Annotated in this window: 16 protein-coding genes; 3 read left to right on the top strand and 13 right to left on the bottom strand. The window is 64.5% G+C overall.

All coding sequences use genetic code 11. The annotated features are described in order from the left end of the window. Positions 1 to 2: 2 nt before the first annotated feature. The 8 genes from L0F51_RS07720 to L0F51_RS07685 form a co-directional block, all read right to left on the bottom strand. Entirely contained in the window at positions 3 to 788 is a 786-nt protein-coding gene (locus L0F51_RS07720) for an SDR family NAD(P)-dependent oxidoreductase (protein ID WP_234628629.1), read from the bottom strand. A 112-nt stretch (positions 789 to 900) separates the two neighbouring features. Then, complete coding sequence (locus tag L0F51_RS07715) at positions 901 to 1392, bottom strand: TlpA disulfide reductase family protein (protein WP_234628628.1); 492 nt, start codon at positions 1390 to 1392, stop codon at positions 901 to 903. Beyond that, the gene (locus tag L0F51_RS07710; RefSeq protein ID WP_234628627.1) at positions 1392 to 2117 is read right to left on the bottom strand and encodes an ABC transporter ATP-binding protein; all 726 of its coding nucleotides are present in this window, start codon (positions 2115 to 2117) and stop codon (positions 1392 to 1394) included. The genes L0F51_RS07715 and L0F51_RS07710 overlap by 1 nt, the downstream gene beginning before the upstream one ends. Before the next feature lie 3 nt (positions 2118 to 2120). After that, the gene (locus L0F51_RS07705; protein WP_234628626.1) at positions 2121 to 3293 is read right to left on the bottom strand and encodes an ABC transporter permease; all 1173 of its coding nucleotides are present in this window, start codon (positions 3291 to 3293) and stop codon (positions 2121 to 2123) included. Then, positions 3280 to 4572: an ABC transporter permease gene (locus tag L0F51_RS07700; RefSeq protein ID WP_234628625.1), complete on the bottom strand. Its 1293-nt coding sequence runs from the start codon at positions 4570 to 4572 to the stop codon at positions 3280 to 3282. The genes L0F51_RS07705 and L0F51_RS07700 overlap by 14 nt, the downstream gene beginning before the upstream one ends. A gap of 2 nt (positions 4573 to 4574) precedes the next feature. Beyond that, entirely contained in the window at positions 4575 to 6062 is a 1488-nt protein-coding gene (locus tag L0F51_RS20135; protein WP_234628624.1) for a Fe-S-containing protein, read from the bottom strand. A 71-nt stretch (positions 6063 to 6133) separates the two neighbouring features. After that, complete coding sequence (locus tag L0F51_RS07690; protein ID WP_234628623.1) at positions 6134 to 6667, bottom strand: iron transporter; 534 nt, start codon at positions 6665 to 6667, stop codon at positions 6134 to 6136. Positions 6668 to 6748: 81 nt separating this feature from the next. After that, positions 6749 to 8710: an FTR1 family protein gene (locus L0F51_RS07685; protein ID WP_234628622.1), complete on the bottom strand. Its 1962-nt coding sequence runs from the start codon at positions 8708 to 8710 to the stop codon at positions 6749 to 6751. A 213-nt stretch (positions 8711 to 8923) separates the two neighbouring features. Here L0F51_RS07685 and L0F51_RS07680 point away from each other — a divergent pair, with 213 nt between their 5' ends. Beyond that, positions 8924 to 9697, top strand: coding sequence for a HugZ family protein (locus L0F51_RS07680; protein ID WP_234628621.1), 774 nt, complete (start codon positions 8924 to 8926; stop codon positions 9695 to 9697). A 49-nt stretch (positions 9698 to 9746) separates the two neighbouring features. Here L0F51_RS07680 and L0F51_RS07675 read toward each other — a convergent pair whose 3' ends face one another. From L0F51_RS07675 to L0F51_RS07665, 3 genes are read right to left on the bottom strand one after another with little or no spacing between them, the layout of a single operon-like run. Continuing rightward, on the bottom strand, positions 9747 to 10139 hold the full coding sequence (locus L0F51_RS07675) for a Fur family transcriptional regulator (protein ID WP_234628620.1): 393 nt from the start codon (positions 10137 to 10139) through the stop codon (positions 9747 to 9749). A gap of 4 nt (positions 10140 to 10143) precedes the next feature. Then, positions 10144 to 10971, bottom strand: a complete 828-nt coding sequence (gene znuB, locus L0F51_RS07670; protein ID WP_234628619.1) for a zinc ABC transporter permease subunit ZnuB — start codon at positions 10969 to 10971, stop codon at positions 10144 to 10146. After that, entirely contained in the window at positions 10964 to 11803 is an 840-nt protein-coding gene (locus L0F51_RS07665) for a metal ABC transporter ATP-binding protein (RefSeq protein ID WP_304504495.1), read from the bottom strand. The genes znuB and L0F51_RS07665 overlap by 8 nt, the downstream gene beginning before the upstream one ends. 98 nt (positions 11804 to 11901) lie before the next feature. Here L0F51_RS07665 and znuA point away from each other — a divergent pair, with 98 nt between their 5' ends. Next, a complete protein-coding gene (znuA, locus tag L0F51_RS07660; RefSeq protein WP_255701291.1) occupies positions 11902 to 12936 on the top strand; it encodes a zinc ABC transporter substrate-binding protein ZnuA in 1035 nt (344 codons plus the stop codon). A 52-nt stretch (positions 12937 to 12988) separates the two neighbouring features. Next, complete coding sequence (locus tag L0F51_RS07655; RefSeq protein WP_234628618.1) at positions 12989 to 13912, top strand: alpha/beta fold hydrolase; 924 nt, start codon at positions 12989 to 12991, stop codon at positions 13910 to 13912. Positions 13913 to 14331: 419 nt separating this feature from the next. Here the strand turns inward: L0F51_RS07655 and L0F51_RS07650 are convergent, their stop codons facing one another. Together L0F51_RS07650 and L0F51_RS07645 are read right to left on the bottom strand one after the other, a co-directional pair. After that, on the bottom strand, positions 14332 to 15540 hold the full coding sequence (locus L0F51_RS07650) for a porin (RefSeq protein WP_234628617.1): 1209 nt from the start codon (positions 15538 to 15540) through the stop codon (positions 14332 to 14334). 378 nt (positions 15541 to 15918) lie between these two features. Continuing rightward, positions 15919 to 18537: a diguanylate cyclase domain-containing protein gene (locus tag L0F51_RS07645; RefSeq protein WP_234628616.1), complete on the bottom strand. Its 2619-nt coding sequence runs from the start codon at positions 18535 to 18537 to the stop codon at positions 15919 to 15921. Positions 18538 to 18907 lie beyond the last annotated feature (370 nt).

The following is an 18907-nucleotide window of genomic DNA, read 5'->3' as shown; positions in this document are numbered from 1 at the left end:
CCTCATTTGGGGATCATGAAACGCGTCAAAAGGAAGAGAAGCGGGTAGGGGAGCGCGCGCAGGAATTTCATCGAGAGCGCCATCTGCCAGGGGAAGACGATCTCGAAGCGCTTCTTCTCGAGTCCTGTGACGATGGCATCGACGGCGCGGTCGACCGGGATCAGGAAAGGCATCGGGAAGCTGTTCTTTTCGGTGAGCGGCGTGTCGACGAAGCCCGGATTGATGACGGTGATGGCGACGCCCTTGCGCTTCAGCTCCGGCTGGAGCGATTCCGCCAGGGCGATCAGCCCCGCTTTGGTGGCGCTATAGGCGGCCGCGGTCGGCAGGCCGACATAGCCGGCGACGGAGGCGACGATCGCGACATGGCCGCGGCCGCGTTCCATGAACCGCGGCAGAAGGGGCGCGAGCCCATGCACTGCGCCCATCAGATTGACTTCGACGGTCTGGCGGAATTCGTCGGCTGAGAAATTCTCCGCCTTGCGCTGTTTGTAGGTGCCGGCGTTCAGAACGGCGAGATCGAGGGGGCCGAGCGCTTCTTCGATCGCGGCGACGGCCTCGGCGGTCTTCTCCTTGTCGGTGACGTCGAGGGGGAAGGCGAGGATGTCGCCCTTCAGGCTCTCCGCTTCGGCGGCGAGGGCCTCCAGCTTGTCGGCGCTGCGGGCGCTGACGGCCACCTTCCAGCCTTCGCGCGCCAGCCGGAGCGCCAGGGCCCGGCCGATGCCGGTGCTCGCACCCGTGATCCAGGCCGTGCGCCTTGCATGCTGGCCTCGCGTCGATCCGATTTCCATTCCGCCTCCCGCTGTCGCGACCGCCCGAAAAGGTCGCTTTGCCGTTGAACCTGTCGCGGTGACGGGCAAGGGCAATGGCAGAGACGTGCGACGCTCCCGCACAGATTGCGGATCAGAGCAGCGCTTCGACCTTTTCTTCGAGCTCGTCCTCGGTCATCGGGCCGGGTTTCCAGGCGCGGACGATGCCCTCGCGGTCGAGGATGACGGAGGTCGGAACGGCGATGACGCGGTAGCGGCGCGAGGTGATTTCGAGCTCGTCGGAGAGGAGCGGGAAGCTCACGCCGATGCGCCTTTGCGCGTCATGGATGACCTTCTGGCTCTGGCCGACATTGACGGCGAGGATTTCAAAGCCGTCCTTCTTCAGGCGCTGATAGACCTTGTCGTGCTCCGGCATCTCACGCAGGCAGGGGCCGCATTCGGCCCGCCAGAAATTTACGAGCACGACCTTGCCGCGGTAATCGGCGAGATCGACCGGCTCGCTGTCGTCGTTGAGCGCGGCGATCGCCGGGGCTTCCTGGCCGACTTCCGCCGTCTCGTCCTTCTTGTTGCAGCCGCAAAGGGCGACGGTCGTCGACAAGGCGAGGGCGGAGAGGAGCCGGATCATCACGCCACCTCGGAGGCACGGCGGACGCGGCGGCCGTGTTCGAACCAGATGGTGCGATCGGTGCGGCGGCCGAGTTCCGGATTGTGGGTGATGAGGACGATGACGCGGCCTTCACGGTGAAGCTCGGAGAAGAGCTCCATGACGAGGTGCTCGTTCTTGGCGTCGAGATTGCCGGTCGGCTCGTCGGCGAGGATCAGGGACGGCTCGTTGATGAGCGCGCGCGCGATGCAGACGCGCTGCTGTTCGCCGCCGGACAGCTGCGAGGGCAGGTGGTGGGCGCGGTCGGCGAGGCCGACACGTTCGAGTGCCCGCGTCGCCCCCTCTGGATCCACGACCGAATGGTAGTGCTGCGCCAGCATGACGTTTTCCTGAGCGTTGAGATACGGGATCAGGTGAAACTGCTGGAAGACGAGGCCGATGCGCTCGCGCCGCATCACCGCGCGCTCCTTCTCCGTGAAGGTGGACACGTCGATGCCGTCGAGGAGGTAGGAGCCCTCCGTCGGCGTGTCGAGGCAGGAGATGAGATTGAGGAAGGTCGTCTTGCCCGAACCCGACGGGCCCATGACGGAGACGAACTCGCCGGCGCGAATGGTGAGGTCGATGTGATCGAGCGCGGTGACCGTGCCGAAGCGTTTGGTCAGGCCGCGCGTCTCGATTACGGGACGGGCATGGCTTTCGGAGTTCGTCTCGAACTCCTCCAGCTCGTCGCTCGAAGCCTGGAGCATGGTCTACTCTCCCTTCAGCACTTGCGCAGGAACGATGCGGATCGCTCTGCGGATCGGGACGATGGCGGCGGCAAGCGCCGCAACAAGCGAAATGGCGAGCGTTGCCGGCACCACGATGGCGCGGAACGAGATCGCCGTCGAAAAGACCGCCTGACCGAGAAGCTGGGCGAGGCCGAAGCCGATGACGAGGCCGGCCGCGACGCCGATCAGGGACAGGGTGACGGTTTCGATCAGGAACTGGCGCATGATGGCGGAATCATCGGCGCCGAGCGCCTTCTGCAGACCGATCTCGCGCCGCCGTTCCACGATCATCGCGGTCAGGGTGGAATTCACGCAGACGGCGGTGATGACGAGAATGATGCCGGCGACGAAGGCCATCAGCACCTTGATCTTGTCGAGAAGCTCGCCGTCGGATTGCGACACCTGGCGGATGGGGCGGATGTCGAGGCCGGGGAAATCGGCTTCGACCGTGCTCGCCAGCCTATCGGCCTCCTCGCCCTCCGCCTGGATGCTCAGCATGGCGAGGTTGATGACGTTCGGCATGCCGAGGAGTTTCTGGGCGAGCGAACGGTTGACGAGGATCTGATCGTCCTCCGCTTCGCCGGTCTCCACGATGCCGCGCACGGTGAGCTCGGTCTTAAAGGAGCCGTCGTCGTTGGAGACCTCGATGGTATCGCCCGGGTGAAGGCCGAGACTTGCGGCGAGACGTTCGCCCAGCATGCAGCGGCGCTCGTCGAAATCGACGCCGATCCAATTGCCTTCGACCTGCCAGTAGGGCGAAATCTTCTGCGCGCCGGCAAAATCGAGGCCGGCGATGACGGCTTCGCGGTCCTCGACCCGGGCGACGCCGTAAAGGAAGGGCGAGGCGCCGACGAGCCGGTCGGCCGGGAGTTCGGCGATGAGCTTGCGGTAGGTCGCTTCGCTGAACGTCTTGTCGCCCTCCGCAGTGTCCGGCGCGACGATGAAGTTCGCGCCATAGGCTCTGAGCTCGCGGCTCATCTTGGCGGAGATATCGAAATAAAGGCTCGCGAGCGCCGCGATGACGGCCGCGCCGACGGCAATCGCCGTGACGGCGGCGAGAACGCGGCTGCGGCGCACCAGAAGCGCCCGCCAGAGAAGGCGCGCGCCCATGCCGCCACGGCGGACGGTGGTGGTTGGACGGTCAGCGGCGGCCATAAAGCGTCTCCACGGGAGCCAGAGCGGCAATGGTCCGCGAGGGCAGGACGGAGCCTGCGAGCGCGATCAGGATCGAAGCGATGACGACGACGAGGACGACGACACCGGGGAAGGTGATGGTGGCACCGAAGACGGTGAGGCCGATGATCTGCGAGAGGCCGGCACCGAGGGCGGCGCCGATCAGCCCGCCGATGATGCCGATGATGACGGCCTCGCCGAGAAAGAGCGACAGGATCGCCGTCTCCGATGCGCCGAGCGCCTTCATCAGGCCGATCTCGCGGCTGCGCTCCATGACGGAGGTGTTGAGAAGCGAGGAGATGGCCATCGCCGAGGAGGCGAAGGCGGCGAGCGCCACGACTGCCATCAGGAGCTGGATTTTTCCGATGACGACGCCTTCGCTGTCGGCGACCTGCCAGATGGGGCGCGCCGAGGCGTTGGGCAGGGCCTCTTCGATCTGGTGCACGATGGCGCTCACATAGGCGCTGCAATACCAGGTGTCGTATTGCTGCGCGTCGAGCGAGGAGGGATCGCTCCGCGCCTGACGGGAGAGCGAGTTCTCCGGGATCGTCAGCGCGCTGACGCTGACCGAGCCGACCTTGCCGGAAAGGCCTGCGAGATCCTGCGCGAGAGCGAGCGGGGCGACGATGCCGCCGGCTTCTTCTTCGCTCGCCGCGACGATGCCGCTCACCGTGACGTTGCGGCTCTGGCCGTCGGCGGAGGTGAGCGTGAGCGTCGCGCCGGGCTTCAGACCTCGCCTGTCCGCGAGCGTTTCGCCGACGAGAACCTGATCGAGAGAATCCTCTTCCGGCCAGGTGCCCGTCACCTGCCAGAACGGATGCGTGACGGTGACGCCGGTGAAGAAATTGTCGAAGCCTTCGACCGGCATCAGCTTGTGAAAATAGGTGCCGATCAGGGGCACATGGTCGTCTTCGGCGCTGCCGAGCGTGACGGGCAATGTGAGGAAGGGAGTGAGGCCGGTGATGTTGTTGCGCCAGAAGATGTCCTTGATCTTCGGCAGGTCGGCCTCGTTCAGATAATCACGGCCGCTCAGGGGGTTGTAATTGACGCCGCCGATCGTGAGCGGGATGGAATCGCTCTTCGGCACGACCTTGATGTTGGAGCCGTAGGCTTTCATCTCGCGGGCCATCTTGTCGCCGACGTCGATCGACAGGCTGGCGAGCGCCGTCATCAGCGTGGTGGCGAGAACGATGGTGAAGATCGCCAGAAGCTTGCGGCGCCAGTCGCGGCGGAAGGATTGCTGGAGGAGGCGTGTGAACATGATCAGTCCTCCGGCTGCCAGCTGACGCGGGCAGGTGCGAGCGGCTCGTGGCTGTATTTCTCGGGCGCGTCGCGGAAGGTGTCGTAGGATTCCTCGCCGGTGAAATAATAGGTCCGGCCTTCGAATTCGAAGCTGAAGGGGGCGTCGGTGTTGACGAGGGTCTCGCCGGTGACGGGATCGGTCACATCGGTGGAGACGACCTCGGAGAAGAAGCGGGCGCCTTTCTCGAGCTCCAGCTGTGCGATGACGATGTCGCCGTTTGCTTCCTCATGCTTCAGCGGGATCGGGTTGCAGCCGCCGGCCTTGCCGATCGAGGGGACGAAGATGCGCACGTTGCAGGCGATGCAGATGATTTCGTTGCCGCGCTGGATATAGCCTTTGTCGCCACAGATCATGCAGGCATCGTAGACCACGCCGATGGCGACATGCTCTGCGTCAAAGCGGTTGATGAGGAAGAACCGCACGCGGTGGCCGTCGCTGGAGACGTAGGCGAAACGGTGCAGCGTGCCGTCCTTCACCTGATCGACCGGGATGCGGACGGTGCCGTCGTCGTCGACGGTGACGGGCGTCGCCTCCGAAAGGCGGGGCGGCTGCGAGGCGTAAAGGTCGTAATAGAGCATCGAGGCGACGATGAAGGTCATCGCCGCGGCCAGTCCGCGGAACCAGCGCCGCTCGCCGAGCGCAAACGCCTTCAGCTTGCGCCGCTCGGTGCGCGCCTGGCCAGCGAGATCGTCGCTCAGCGTGGCGGGGCGCGGCGCGCGCAGGAGGAAGACGGCTCCGAGGACGAGGGCCAGGACGAGTTCGGCGTAAACGGCGGCTTCAGCATAATAATCGGCCTTGGCGACGAGCGAGACGCGGGCCGACGTGACCTGCAGCCAACCGACCTGCAGAAGCCCCAGCATGACATCGCCGCCCCAGACCGCCGCCTCGATGAGGACGGCGAGAACGAGGAGGCCGAGGCCGATGAGCGGCGTGCGGCTCGCGGCATGGCTGACGGCGGCGGCGAAGGCGCCGAGGGCGGCCGCCGCGATGGTCACGGCAAGGACGTTGAGGATGAGTTCGGTGTTGAGGACGCTCGTCGCCGTCAAGGCATGGGTGGTGGTGTCGTCGGCGAAGACGAGCGCCGCCTGTGCCGTCAGGATCGCGACGAGAAGCGCGAAGATCGGCAGCGCGACGAAGCGCGCCGCCGAAAAGCGCAAGGCGAAGGGGGCGGAAAGAAGGGCCAGGAGGGCGGCGGCCAGACACGCGCCCTCCATGACCATCTTCGCTTCCGTCAACGCCGCCGCGCCGTCCGCCCAGAAAAAGGCGAAAGCGCCGATCGCAATTCCTGCGATCAGCGCCGGCACGGCGATGAAGGTGAGGTGACGACGCAGCCTTTCTTCTGCGGCGAGCGTCGTTCTTGCCGCTTTCAGAAGAAGGCCCGCATAAAGCGCCGCTATGAACGTGGCGGGCCCGAAGGCGCGAAACATATCGGCGAGATAAAAACTCACGTCATCCCTCACTCACGCCCCAGGCTCCGCTTCGAAAAGCGGAGCCTGACACGTGTCATGTCGTTGTTTGCTTAGTCCTTGAGCGGGACGAAGCTGAATTCGTATTCGACGTCGAGCGGCTCGAACCAGCGGCCGACGCCCGTATCCTCGTCGGTGTGGCGGCCGAAGCCCTGCCGCGACGGCGGATCGATGTGATAGCTGAGACGGTAATTGCCGGGGCCCGACATCTTGATGTTGGAGCCGTAATGCGGCCCGTCGATGGCCACCATCGGCATCAGGTTGCCGCTCGTCACCTTGCCGGTGTCGAGGTTCTCAAGCGTATAGCCGATGGTGAGGTAGGGAATCCACTCGCCGGCACCGAAACCGTTCGGGTTGCCCTGCGTGGCGTGGATGTCGGCCTCGATATGAATGTCCGCCTGATCGGCCGGAAGGTCGATGCCGCGCGGCTCCATGTCGATCGGCGAGAGATAGACGGCCGCGATCTCCATGTTGGCCATCTCTTTGGCCTCGCCGGCCGGATATTCCTTGAATTCGGCATGGGCGGCGCTGGCCATGCCGGCGGCGAAAACCACCGCAGTCAATAACTTGGTACATCTTGCAATCATCGCCAATTCTCCTGTCTGGCGGGTGAGAAGCTTGGTCGTTGTCAGGCGGACGAATGTCCGCGCTCGGCGCCGCAGCGGAGGTCAGCCGGCATGGGCGGGCCTCCCGGAGCGGCGGACGAGGGGGATGGCCAGAAGCGCAAGGGCAATCAGCAAAAGCTGGGGCGCGAGCGTCTGGACGTAGGGGAAGATGCCGAGGAGCGGCACTTGCGGCACCCAGGCGATGAGCGTCGGCTCCAGAACTTTGCCTTCGATCAGCTCCATGACGCCTTTGCCGGCGAAGACGAAGGCGAGGTAGTAGAGGAGCGCGCTGGTGAAGATGAAGAAGGGCCGGATCGGCAGCTTCAGGGCGCCGTAGCTCATGGCGAAATAGATGATCGCGAGGAGGCCGAGGCCGATGATGAAGCCGGCGAGGATCGACGAGCCGCCGCTCGCATCGGCGCCGACGGCGAGTGCCTTGTAGAAGAGGACGGTTTCCGCACCCTCGCGGTAGACGGCGAGGAAGCCCGCGAGCCAGAGCGCCGTCAGGGAACCGGTCGACAGGGAATCGCCGATCTTGCCCTTGAGATAGGCGGTCCACTTCTGCGCTTCGGCCTTGGAGATGAGCCAGTAGCTCATGGTGAAGAGGACGACGGTGGCAATCAGCATCGTCGCGCCTTCGAGAATCTCCTGCTGCGAGGCGGCGATGTCGAAGACCCATTGCACGAGGATGGCGGTCGCGACGCTGAGGACGAGGGCGACGACGACGGAATTGTAGACGACGCGCTTCTTCTCGCGGTGGCCGATCTTCTCCAGATAGGTGAGCATCGCGGTGACCACGAGCATCGCCTCGAAGCCTTCGCGCAGGATGATGGTGAGCGAATAGACGAAGAGCGTCCACGGGGAATCGGCGGTGCCGCCGCCGAGCTGTTCCGCGGCAGTCGCGAAATCCGTGTTTGCCGTGGCGAGGTCTTCTTCGAGCGCTGCCGGCTCGAGGCCGCCGCGCATGGCGCCGACGAGCTTGGTGAAATGGCCTTCGAGCTTCGTCTTGAACGCCGTGTCGCGGGCGCCGATCGCGGCTTCCATGCCGCTGCCTTCGAAGACGTCGAAATAGGTGTCCTGAACCTCGCCGATCGCCTTGCGGGTGTCGCCGGCGTGGTAGGTTTCGATTGCTGCCGCGAGCCGCTCGTCGATGGTGCCGATGACGCTCTGCCAGTCCTTGGAATTTGCGGACGAGGCGGCCGTCGCCCGGTTTTCCATGCCGGGCAGGAGAGGCAGGCCCGGAAGGTCGTCTTCGATGTCGGCAACAAGAATGTCGCCCGAGGCACGCACCATGCGCGCCGGCTTGCCGTCTTCGACGAGACCGAGGATGCGGGTGAATTCGGCGTTGAACTCGGCGTCCTGGCGCTGCGAGACGTGACGGCGGATGACGGTTTCGAGGAGGGAATTCTTGTAGCCTTCGAACTGCGCCTGGGTGATCAGCGCCTTGGCCTTGTCGGCATTGCCGTTTTCATAGGCGCCGGCCGCGTCCGACATCAGCTTGCCGACATGATCGACCGCCTGCTGCCAGTAGGGTTCGACCGTCTTGGGTGCGGCGTCTGCCGGGGGATTTGCGGAGGCGTCGGCCGTGGTTGCGGCATGGCCCGTCTCCGCCTTGATGTGCACGCCCTCTTCGAGCTGCGGCACGAGCTCTTCGAGAGCTGCGATCTGGGCTTCGATGCGCTCGCGCACCGTGGCTGCCGGGACGCCGTCGATGATCGCCTTGCGAATGTCGCCGAATTCCGCCTCCAGCTCGTAGCTGCGCCTGGCCGAGATGTTGATGCGGATGGGGCCTTCAAGATTTTCGAAGATTTCGAAGTAAGAACCCTGGACGAGATCTTTGGCGGTGTCCGCATCGCCGGCGTCATAGCTGTCGGCAGCTTTCGCCAGGCGCTCTTCAATCTTGCTCACCAGGCCGCGATAGTCGGGTTCGGCGGCATAAGACGGCGCGGCAAAGAAGGCCGCGAGCAGAAGCACAACCAGGAGCGCCGGCCAGGCAAAAGACGAAAGCGGGGGGCGTGCCTTCATCTTTCGCCTGCCGGCGTCGGGAAACGCACTGCGATCGGGTGCGACAGCCGCAAGCGGCAGGGGTTGCGTTTCCGACAGCATTTAAGACCTCGTCCAAAGAACAGTTTGGGGTTAGCTCTTCTTGACTTTTAGAGTCAACATTGATTTGCAGCGACCAAATGTCCGTCGCGCAAGACGTCGCGATGGTGGGAGACAGCGGAGGGCCGCAGGCCTATGAACGACAAGAACAAAGTGATCCGGCCGACGGACGACGAGGCACGGAGCCTCGCCAAGCGGCTCATCCGTATGGCCCGTTTCGGCGCGTTGGCGACGCTCGAGGCGGAAAGCGGTCACCCGCTTGCCACCCGCACGGCGCTTGCTACCGATATGGATGGTACACCGATCATTCTGATCTCGGAACTCTCCGCGCATCGCCAGGCGCTCATGTCAGATCCGCGCTGCTCGCTGATGGTGGGCGAACCCGGCAGGGGCGACCCTTTGGCGCATCCCAGGCTGACCATGATGGGCAAGGCGCGGCGGGTCGATGCGGACGATCCGGCGCATCCGCGGCTTAAGCGCCGCTATCTCGCACGCCAGCCGAAGGCGCAGCTTTACGTGGATTTCGCCGATTTCGCCTTCTTCCGCATCGAGCCGGAGCGGGCGAGCCTCAACGGCGGCTTCGGCAAGGCGTTTCTGCTCGACCGCGCGGATTTCGTGCTGCCGGCGGACCTCGTTCAGGAGCTGGAGCCGGTCGAGTATGGGGCCGTCAAGCATATGAACGAGGATCACCGCGAGGCGATCGGGCTCTACGCGACGGTTCTGTGCAAAGGCAAAGCCCCGGCCGATGAATGGTGGATGGCTTCTCTCGATCCGGAAGGGGCCGATCTCGTCTCCGGCGATCTCGTGGAGCGGCTCGTCTTTCCGGAGAGACTGGCGTCCCCACAGGATTTGCAGCCGATGCTGGTGCGGCTCGCCAAAGAGGCGCGGGTGCGGCAGCCGGCGGCCTGAGGAGGGCGCCGCCGGGGAGCGTGGCGAGGGGGCGCCGCCGGGAAACGTCTCAGTGGCAGGCGGCGCAGCGCCCCTTGATTTCCAAAGTGGTGCGGGTCGGAACGAAATCGTGCTCGCGGCTCCAGGCGGCGAGCCGGCTCTGCAGGACCGGGTCGCAGAATTCCTCCACCCGGCCGCAGGCTTCACAGATGGCGAAGGCGACGGTTTCGCCGCCATGCTCGGCCGCATGCGAACAGGCGACGAAGGCGTTCAGCGATTCGATGCGGTGGACGAGCTTGTGCTCGGTCAGCTTGTCGAGGGCGCGATAGACCTGGAGCGGGGCCCGCAGCCCCTCGGGACGCAATTCGTCGAGGATCTGGTAGGCGCTGAGCGGGCTCTTGGCGTGGGTCAGAACCGACATCACCAGCGACTGGTTTTTGGTCAGGGCGGGCGTTTCATGCATTGTCTCACTCCGTTCCCGTGACTTCTTCGGCCTGGCTGCGCTCCGGCTCGACCATCTTCCATGTGAGGCTTGCCAGGAACAGGATCAATGCGGCGACGACGATCGAGGGGCCGGAGGGGGTGTCGAATTCGAGGGACCCGAAGAGGCCGCCCGAGGCTGCGAGCGCGCCGACGATCGCCGCGATCACCGCCATCCGCTCCGGCGTCGAGGCAAAGCGGCGCGCCGTTGCCGCCGGAATGATGAGCAGCGAGGTGATGAGGAGGACGCCGACGATCTTCATCGCTCCGGCGATGACGGCCGCCATCAAGAGCATGAAGACGAGGCGGGCGCGCTCGGTCGCGAGGCCTTCGGCGACGGCGATTTCCGGCGAGATCGTGCCGGCGAGAAGCGGGCGCCAGATGGCGACGAGAATGGCGAGGACGACAGCGCCGACGCCGTAGATGAGCATCACGTCGGTGCGCGAAACGGCAAGGATGTCGCCAAAAAGGTAGCTCATCAGATCGATGCGGATCCAGGTCATGAAGGCGATCAAGACGAGACCCAAAGCGAGCGTCGAATGGGCGAGGATGCCGAGAAGCGCATCGGCGGGGAGCGAGCGGTTGCGCGACAGGGCCACGAGGCCGAGCGAGGCGGAGGTGGCGACGGCGAAGACGCCGAAGGTCAGGTTGATGTCGAAGAGAAAGGCGATGGCGACGCCGAGAAGGGCGGAATGGGCCATGGTGTCGCCGAAATAGGCCATGCGCCGCCACACGACGAAGCAGCCGAGCGGGCCGGCGACGAGTGCAACGCCGATGCCGGCGAGGAGGGCGCGGACGAAGAAATCATCAAGCATGGCGGTGGCCTCCCTCCGTGCCGGTGCGGACCGGCCGAGAGAGAGTGTTGTCCTCCACATCGTCGCTGTTGGCCGACTGGGGGGCGGCGGCGTCGTGAGTATGCGCGTGATGGTGGCGGTAGATCGCGAGCGTTTCGGAGGCGCGCGGCCCGAAAAGACGCTGATAGGCTTCGCTCGCGGCCACCTGTTCCGGCGGACCCGAGCAGCAGACATGGCCGTTCAGGCACAGAACCCTGTCCGTCTGCGCCATGACGATGTGGAGGTCGTGGGAAATCAACAGGATTCCGCAGTCGAGCCGGTCGCGGATCTGGCCGATCAGATCGTAAATCGCGATCTCGCCGGTGAAATCGACGCCCTGAACCGGCTCGTCGAAAACGAGGAGGTCGGGCTTGCGAATGAGCGCGCGGGCGATCAGGACACGCTGGAATTCCCCGCCGGAGAGCTGCTGCAGGGCGGCGCCGGCGAGATGCGCCACGCCGGTTTCGGCGAGGGCTGAGGTGATCGCATCGGCCGGAAAACGGGCGGTCAAGGCCATGAAACGGCTGACCGACAAGGGCATGGTGCGGTCGATCGTCAATTGTTGCGGCACATAGCCGACCGTCAGTTTCGGGGCGCGGCGGATCTCGCCTTCGTCAGGCGCGATGACGCCGAGGAGCGATTTCGCAGTAGTGCTCTTGCCGCTGCCGTTCGGCCCGATGAGCGTGACGATTTCGCCGCGACGGATGGAGAGATCGACGCCCCGCACCAGCCATTTGCGGCCCCTGCGCACGCCGAGACCTTCGATCTCGACGAGGAGGTCGGCGTCCTTTCCGTTTTTTTCGCTGCGCATCATCGTCTCCGGTTGCCGCGCTCTATGGCCCATGTTATAGGGTTACGCAAGGTATGTAATGTAATAACATATCTGACTTGTACAATTCAGAGGTCGATTTCATGCGCAAAAGGCATCCTCTTGCATCCCTCGCTCAGGGGCTTGCGGCAGGACTCGTTCTATCCTGGGGCACGCAGGCGATGGCCGCGGCTCCCGATGTCGCCGTCTCCATCAAGCCCGTGCACTCGCTGGTCGCGGCCGTCATGGAGGGGGTCGGAAGTCCGCATCTCATCGTCGCGACCGGTTCGCCGCACGATTATGCCCTGAAGCCGTCGGATGCACGGGCCTTGGAGGGGGCGGACATCGTTTTCTGGGTCGGACCGGAAATCGAGGCGTTTCTGACGGAGCCGCTTGAGACGATCGCGCCCGATGCCAAGAAGATTGCGCTGTCGCGGGCGCCCGGCGTCACGCTTCTGCCGCCGCGCGAAAATGGCGCTTTCGAGCCCCACGACCACGACCACGACCATGACCATGAGCATGACGCGGATGGCGCTCATGAGGAGGCCGGGCACGACCATGAGGCCGACGCGCATGCCAGCGACGAGCATGCGGACAATGATCATGCCGGGCATGACCATGAAGGCGAGATCGACCCGCATTTGTGGCTCGATCCGGAGAATGCGAAGGCGATGGTGAACGAGATCGAGACGGAGCTTGCCGACATCGATCCCGACAATGCTGCGACCTATGCCAGGAACGCCGACAAAACGCGCGAGCGGCTCGACAGCCTCACATCGGAGCTTTCCGACGAACTCGCCGGACTGAAGGGCAAGCCCTTCATCGTCTTCCACGACGCCTATCAGTATTTCGAGAAGCGGTTCGGGCTGGAAGCGGCCGGTTCCGTCACCGTGAGCCCGGAAGTCTCTCCCGGCGCGCAGCGGGTTTCGGAGATCGCTGCGAAGATCCGCAATCTCGGGGTCGTCTGTGTTTTTGCCGAGCCCCAGTTCACGCCGAAGCTGATTGCGGTCGTCACAGAAGGCACGGACGCCAAGAGCGGCGTGCTCGATCCGCTCGGCGCCGACCTCAAGGCGGGACCCGACCTCTATTTCGAGCTGCTCGAGGAGAATGCCGCGGCGCTTCAGGAGTGCCTTGGCTGACGACGCCCCAATCCTTGGACGGATTGGATGAAAGGCGCTATTGCCTGTCCCTATGAACGACGAAGCGATGGCCGGGACAGGCGAGCGTGAAGGACGCGTCTTATACGTGAAGGCGCAGGACGGGCTGAAGCTCGCCCTGCGCCTTTATGGCGACTGGCAGAGCCCGGCGCTGCCGCTCGTCTGCCTGCCGGGTCTGTCGCGCAACGGGCGCGATTTCGACAAACTGGCGCGGTTCTTTTCGGCCCATGCCGACACGCCGCGGCTGGTCGCGGCGCTCGATTACCGCGGACGCGGATTGTCCGGCTACGATCCCGACTGGACGCATTACACGCCGATGGTGGAGGCCGACGACGTTCTCGCCGTCACGACGGCGCTCGGCATCGAGAGGGCGATCCTCGTCGGAACCTCGCGCGGCGGCATCATTACGATGATCATGGGCGCCATGCGCCCCGGCCTGATCGCGGGTGTCGTCCTCAACGATATCGGCCCCAAGATCGAGGGAACTGGCCTCGCGCGCATCAAGAACTACCTCTCCAATATGCGCACGCCGCAATCGATGGCGGACGCCGAGAAGATGGTTCGGAAGATCGCCGGCCATTCCTTCACCAGCCTCAGCGATGACGATTGGCGCGCCTATACCGAGGCGCTGTTCGTGGAGCGCGATGGGGCGATCAAGCCGGATTACGATCCGAAGCTTCTGAAGACCGTTGCCACGCTCGATCTCGAAGAGGCGGTTCCGACGCTCTGGCCGCAATTCGACAGCCTGCGGCACGTGCCGCTGTTGTCGATCCGTGGCGAGAATTCCGATCTGTTGACCGCTGCGACCGTGGAAGAGATGGCCTGGCGCCATCCCGGCATGGAGCGGCTGACGGTCGAAGGGCAGGGGCATGCGCCTCTGCTGCGCGATCAGCCGACGCTCGATCGGATCGCGGCGTTCGCGCGCCGTTGCGATCTCCATCAGCCTGCGAAGCCATAGAGGCGTCGCCGGACTCTCCCTGAGACTTTCGTGAAGCACCTGTGCCGTCGCGATAAAGGTCGGGGTGGCTCATGTCCTGGCTTCGGGAGAGGGCAGCGGCGGCGCTTGAGGCTTCATCATTGGGCAGGCTGAGAAGCCCGCCGAACTCTGCCCCGTTCGCACGGCCTTCTGTCGCTCTGCCAAGTTCGTTTCGCGCAGTTCCGATCAGCCGGGCCGATTGGGCCCTGGCCGAGCCTGCATGTTCGTCCGAATGGGGGGGAGCTGAGGCCTGTCCCGCAAGCCTTATAGGATTTCACGCAAAGGGTGCTGCCCTTTGACGCTCCGAAAATCCGCAGAGTCGAGAGAAGCCGAGCCGCTGGCTCAAAAGAAAAGGCCCGGCGTTGCCGCCGGGCCTTCCCAATTCCGATCGCTTGAAGCGATTAGAACGTGCGCTGTGCGCGGAACATCACGCCCCAGATGTCGTCCGGATCGGAGGAGTCCGCAAACTCCCAATCGACGTTGTTGTAGGCAACTTCGACGCCCATCAGGAAGCCAGAAACCGGCGTCCAAGCGACGTTACCCGAGATGCCGTAGAAGTCGAGGTCACCAAGGGCTTCGTAGTCGATGTCCGTGTAGGACGCATTCAGAGACGCCGTCCACTGCGTGGCGAAGTCAGCCGAAATGCCGCCGCGGACGTTCCAGGCCTTCGTCAGCTCGAGGGAGCCGTCTTCGTCGATGGTCACGTCAGAGAGCGTGTTCTCGAGGATGAGGCTGTTCACGCCGGCGGTGATGTAGGAAACAGCACCCTGCGTGTAGTTGGCCTGAACCGAAGCCTCGAAGCCCGTGCCCGGGATGCCGGCGGTCACGCCAGCGCCGATGGCCCAGCCGAGATCGCTGTCGTCGTCGTCGAGCAAGCCGAGGTCGTCAGACACGGAGTCGACGCCGGTGTCGTGAAGGACACCCATGATCTGGGCCGAACCCCAGCCCTGATCGACGCGCACGTTGGCGACGACGTCCGGGAATTCCTGACCGTCGATGACAACGCCATCGAAGTGCGCACGACGGCCGCCGGAAGCGGCGTCTTCGAACGACAGCGTGGCGGAAACGCCATTGCCGACGTTGAAGGTGTACGCGAACAGCGTCTGCTCGGTCGTGTTATCGTCGATGCCGATACGCGTGCCGTAGCCGTAGGTGCCGAAGAAGTCGAAGAACGACGAGGCATGACCGACGGTGAGCGTGCCCATGTCATTCGAGAGCTGGATGAAAGCGTTCTCGAGGTACTGGCCCTCATCGTAGTTGTCGGCGAAGCTCGACGGGCCAATCTGGAGCGAAGAGCTCACATAGGCGCGCAGAAGACCGAAATCGGTCTGCGTACGAGCGTCGAGGCGGACATAGCCACGAGCACGCGAGGTGAACTCGTTGAACGTGTCGCCCTGGTCGTCGCCATTGACGTAGTGCGCTTCAACGCGCACCCGACCGCCGACCTTCAAGCAGGTGTCGGTGCCCGGGATGTAGTAGAATCCAGCGCCAAACGCGTCGCAAATCCGCACGTATTCAACCGGCTCCGCGACCGGCAGATCGGCGGCCTGTGCTCCGGTGACGGCCATCACAGCAGCCGCCGAGCCGAAAAGAAGGCTCTTGAGTTTCATTTGTAGACCTCCAGTCCAAGTTGCACGAGCCGGGGGAGTTGCGTTCCAGTCCGCGCCGTTGTTGGCATCGGTTCTGAGTGGCGTCCCCCGCCCCTCAACCTTCTCCGTTTCGAAGAAGTGGGCTGCCTCGTGGCTGCCTGAGGCCACACTATTCATCCGCCCTGCACAGGCAACATCAGAATGCCCGCGCTGCCGGCTTTGGCAATCGATGTTGCACAATTGCCACGAAGCAGGCCCCAAACCCTAAGAAAGCCTTAACGTGGACGCCGTTTCGCGGCTCTTTCCCGCCTCTGGGGGCCTTACGCGCATCCCGTTCGGGGTGGTGACGGAGAGAATCGTGCGCCGAAGCCACACATTTTGGATGGGCTCAGATTCGGATCAGGCGAATCTCTGTTGCGTCAGCGGGGCCGCGTGGAGGGGAATCACCGGGGAGGCGAATCTCTCTTCGAAAACCTGGGGCGGCATCGGTGCTCCGGACAAAGGACCCTGAAGGCGGTCACAACCGGCGGCTGCCAGAGCCCGCCGCTGCGCCTCCGTCTCGACACCTTCGGCGATGACCATGAGGTTGAGGCTGTCGGCGATGCGCATGACCTTGCGGATGAGGGGAGGCGGCTCGGCTGCGATATCGCGCATATGCGCCGGATCGATCTTGATCTCGTCGAAGGGCAGCGCTTTGAGCTGGGCGAGGCGCGTGAGGCGGGCGCCAAGACTCTTGAGAGTGAAGCGCACGCCGGAACGGCGCAGCCGATGCATCTTGTCGGCGAGCGCCACATCGTTCTTGCCGACGATGATCTCCGGCAATTCGAGCGTGAGGCGCCTGGGATCAGCGCCGGCATCCAGAAGAAAGCGGTTGATCCGTCTGACGGCGCCGCGTTCGTGCAGCATGCGCGTGCTGACACCCACGGAAAGCGACAGCCGGCAGAGTTCCGGCCTTGTGCCCCATCTGCCGAGGAGCGCGCAGGCCTGAGCGATCGCCTGGCGCGTCAGGGCTTCTGCCTGCCCGGCCTCTTCGGCGAAGCTTGCCAGCTCCTGACGTCGGAAAGTCCCCCATCTTTCATGGTGCCAGGAGGGCAGGAGCTCGGCGCCACGGCAGTTGCCGTCGACATCATATTGAGCGTCGAGCAGGAACTCGATGTCGCCGCTGTCGATCGCACGGCGAAAGTCGGCGATTGCGCCGACATGCTCGCGGGCGGGGTTTCGCGTTGCGGCGCTGAAGACGCTGAGGCCGTTGCGGCCGGCGGCCTTGGCTTCGTACATCGCGAGATCGGCGCGTTTGAGGAGTTCTTCCGGATCGCTCTCGCGTCCGTCCAGCAAGGTAAGGCCGATCGAGCAGGTGGTCTGAAAGCGCTGCTCGTTGAGGAGGCAGGGCTGGTCGACCGCCTGCAGCACTTTCCGCGCCACCCTGTCGGCGTGGTGCATCGCCTGCGCTTCCGTATCCCCCAGATCCTGCAAGAGCACGACGAACTCGTCGCCCCCGAGCCGGGCGACGGTATCGAGCTCGCGCAGGCACAGGCGCAGACGCTGGGCGGTGCTGGCAAGGAGCAGGTCGCCGACATCGTGGCCGTAGCTGTCGTTGATGACCTTGAAATTATCGAGATCGATGAAGAGGAGGGCGCCGAAGCTTTTGCGCCGCCGGCTCGCGGCGAGCGCCATCGCCAGCCTGTCGCGCAGCATCTGCCGGTTCGGCAGGCCGGTCAGCGAATCGAAATAGGCGAGCTCATAGATCTGCCGCTCATTGGTCTTGAGGGCGGTGACATCCGAAACGAGGCCGTGCCAGAGGACGGAGCCATCGGGCTCGCGGTCGGGCACGGCGCGACCGGAAAGCCAGATCGTGCCGCGATAGGGATGATTGACGCGAAATTCCAGCGCCCAGGGCGTCATGCGGGTTGCCGAGCGCAACAGGCTCGCCGACAGACGCAGGCGGTCGTCGCGATGGACGGCGGCGAGGAGAGGAGAGGCGTCGTTGCGCACGTCCTCAGGGGCGACCCCGAAAAGCGGTTCAAGGCCGAGACCGGCATAGGGGACCGCACTGGTCGCGTTCGGCCGCCGCCGCAGTTGAAAAAGACAGGCCGAAATGACGGCGCCGATCCGTTGCAGGCGCTCATGCAGCTTTAGCTGTTCGATCGTTCCGGTCACCTCGCGGACGGTCCCCTCATAATAGAGTGTCTCGCCGGTCGCCGGGTCGCGTACGAGATGGGCGTTCTCCTCCACCCAAATGCGCTCGCGCGTCTTGTGACGGTAGACCTCGGAGATGAACCTCTCCACCCGACCATGTTCGCGCAGGGCGGTCTGGAACTCGGCCCGCCGCGTCGGGTCGACGTACCATTCGGTGGCGATGTCGTGGACATTCGCCAACATCTCCGCCTCGCTGTCGTAGCCGTTGAGGCGCACGAGGGCGGGATTTGCCGCGAGCTGGCGGCCGTCGATGGATGAGCGGTACACGCCCTCCTGTATGTTCTCGTAGATGGCGCGGAACGTCGCCTCCGGCTCTTGCTCGATCCGGGGAGCCGGGGCCTGCGCGGCCTCGGGCGAGATGCCGTGAAGGATGGCGACACATTCATCGGCACGCGTGCCGCCGCTCGTGAAGGCGCTCAGCGTGAGATTGACCCGCACGGGACAGCCATTGCCGCCGATGCAGTGCATTTCGCCGCTGCATTCCGAAAGAGCCCCGCAGCTGAGGCTCGTCAGGCGCTCGCCCCAGATATTGCGCTCCTCTGGAACGGCGAGAGAGATCAGCGAGCGGCCGGCGAGCCCCTCCGGCTCGAAGCCGAGCAGGGCGGCGCAGCGGTGGTTGATGCGGGTGAAGCCGCCGTCGGTGAAACGGATCTGAGCCGCGGCGACGACGTTCTGATCGAACAGAGAGGCCGGTGCGCTCGTCTGAAGCGCATTCGACTGAGGCGCGCTCGTTTGCGGCCCACTCGCCTGCGGGCGCGCGGCGGAACGCGGAGGCGGCTCAGAATCCCCGACAGCCCTCGCACTCGCCGCTTGTTCCCCCATCGGCTCGTCCTCTCCAACCACCAGCGCAGATTCCCCCAGGCTTATGACCAATTCCCTAGAGGAATGGCGCGACCTGAACCTGTTTGGTTAGTGGGTGAATATAATGTTAATTCTGACCGAGTATTTGTATTGTCTCCACCTGCAAATGTAAAACAGGTTCTACTCGCCTATCAATTGTTCTTTTGTACGATTATCACGTCGCTCGATAATTTTGAGGCCCGGCGGCACGCGGGCCGATGCCGGTCGGCGAGCGTCGCATCGCAAGCACAGCGTGCGAGCCCGTTTTGGGGCGATGCTGCCCGTCTCGGAAGGCCGGTTGCTGGCGGCAGAGGGTGCAGTGAGGGTGCGGGTGAGGGGCGGCGCGTGAAAG

Source organism: Afifella sp. H1R (genome assembly GCF_021462425.1).
In the GTDB taxonomy this organism is placed as follows: domain Bacteria; phylum Pseudomonadota; class Alphaproteobacteria; order Rhizobiales; family Afifellaceae; genus Afifella; species Afifella aestuarii.
The sequence above is the reverse complement of the archived record's forward strand: the minus strand, read 5'-3'. Positions and strand labels throughout refer to the sequence as shown.

Coding starts and splice junctions, on each gene's coding strand:
- L0F51_RS07720 (WP_234628629.1), bottom strand. CDS start 788: ATGGAAATCGGATCGACGCGAGGCCAGCATGCAAGGCGCACGGCCTGG.
- L0F51_RS07715 (WP_234628628.1), bottom strand. CDS start 1,392: ATGATCCGGCTCCTCTCCGCCCTCGCCTTGTCGACGACCGTCGCCCTT.
- L0F51_RS07710 (WP_234628627.1), bottom strand. CDS start 2,117: ATGCTCCAGGCTTCGAGCGACGAGCTGGAGGAGTTCGAGACGAACTCC.
- L0F51_RS07705 (WP_234628626.1), bottom strand. CDS start 3,293: ATGGCCGCCGCTGACCGTCCAACCACCACCGTCCGCCGTGGCGGCATG.
- L0F51_RS07700 (WP_234628625.1), bottom strand. CDS start 4,572: ATGTTCACACGCCTCCTCCAGCAATCCTTCCGCCGCGACTGGCGCCGC.
- L0F51_RS07690 (WP_234628623.1), bottom strand. CDS start 6,667: ATGATTGCAAGATGTACCAAGTTATTGACTGCGGTGGTTTTCGCCGCC.
- L0F51_RS07685 (WP_234628622.1), bottom strand. CDS start 8,710: ATGAAGGCACGCCCCCCGCTTTCGTCTTTTGCCTGGCCGGCGCTCCTG.
- L0F51_RS07680 (WP_234628621.1), top strand. CDS start 8,924: ATGAACGACAAGAACAAAGTGATCCGGCCGACGGACGACGAGGCACGG.
- L0F51_RS07675 (WP_234628620.1), bottom strand. CDS start 10,139: ATGCATGAAACGCCCGCCCTGACCAAAAACCAGTCGCTGGTGATGTCG.
- znuB (WP_234628619.1), bottom strand. CDS start 10,971: ATGCTTGATGATTTCTTCGTCCGCGCCCTCCTCGCCGGCATCGGCGTT.
- L0F51_RS07665 (WP_304504495.1), bottom strand. CDS start 11,803: ATGATGCGCAGCGAAAAAAACGGAAAGGACGCCGACCTCCTCGTCGAG.
- znuA (WP_255701291.1), top strand. CDS start 11,902: ATGCGCAAAAGGCATCCTCTTGCATCCCTCGCTCAGGGGCTTGCGGCA.
- L0F51_RS07655 (WP_234628618.1), top strand. CDS start 12,989: ATGAACGACGAAGCGATGGCCGGGACAGGCGAGCGTGAAGGACGCGTC.
- L0F51_RS07650 (WP_234628617.1), bottom strand. CDS start 15,540: ATGAAACTCAAGAGCCTTCTTTTCGGCTCGGCGGCTGCTGTGATGGCC.
- L0F51_RS07645 (WP_234628616.1), bottom strand. CDS start 18,537: ATGGGGGAACAAGCGGCGAGTGCGAGGGCTGTCGGGGATTCTGAGCCG.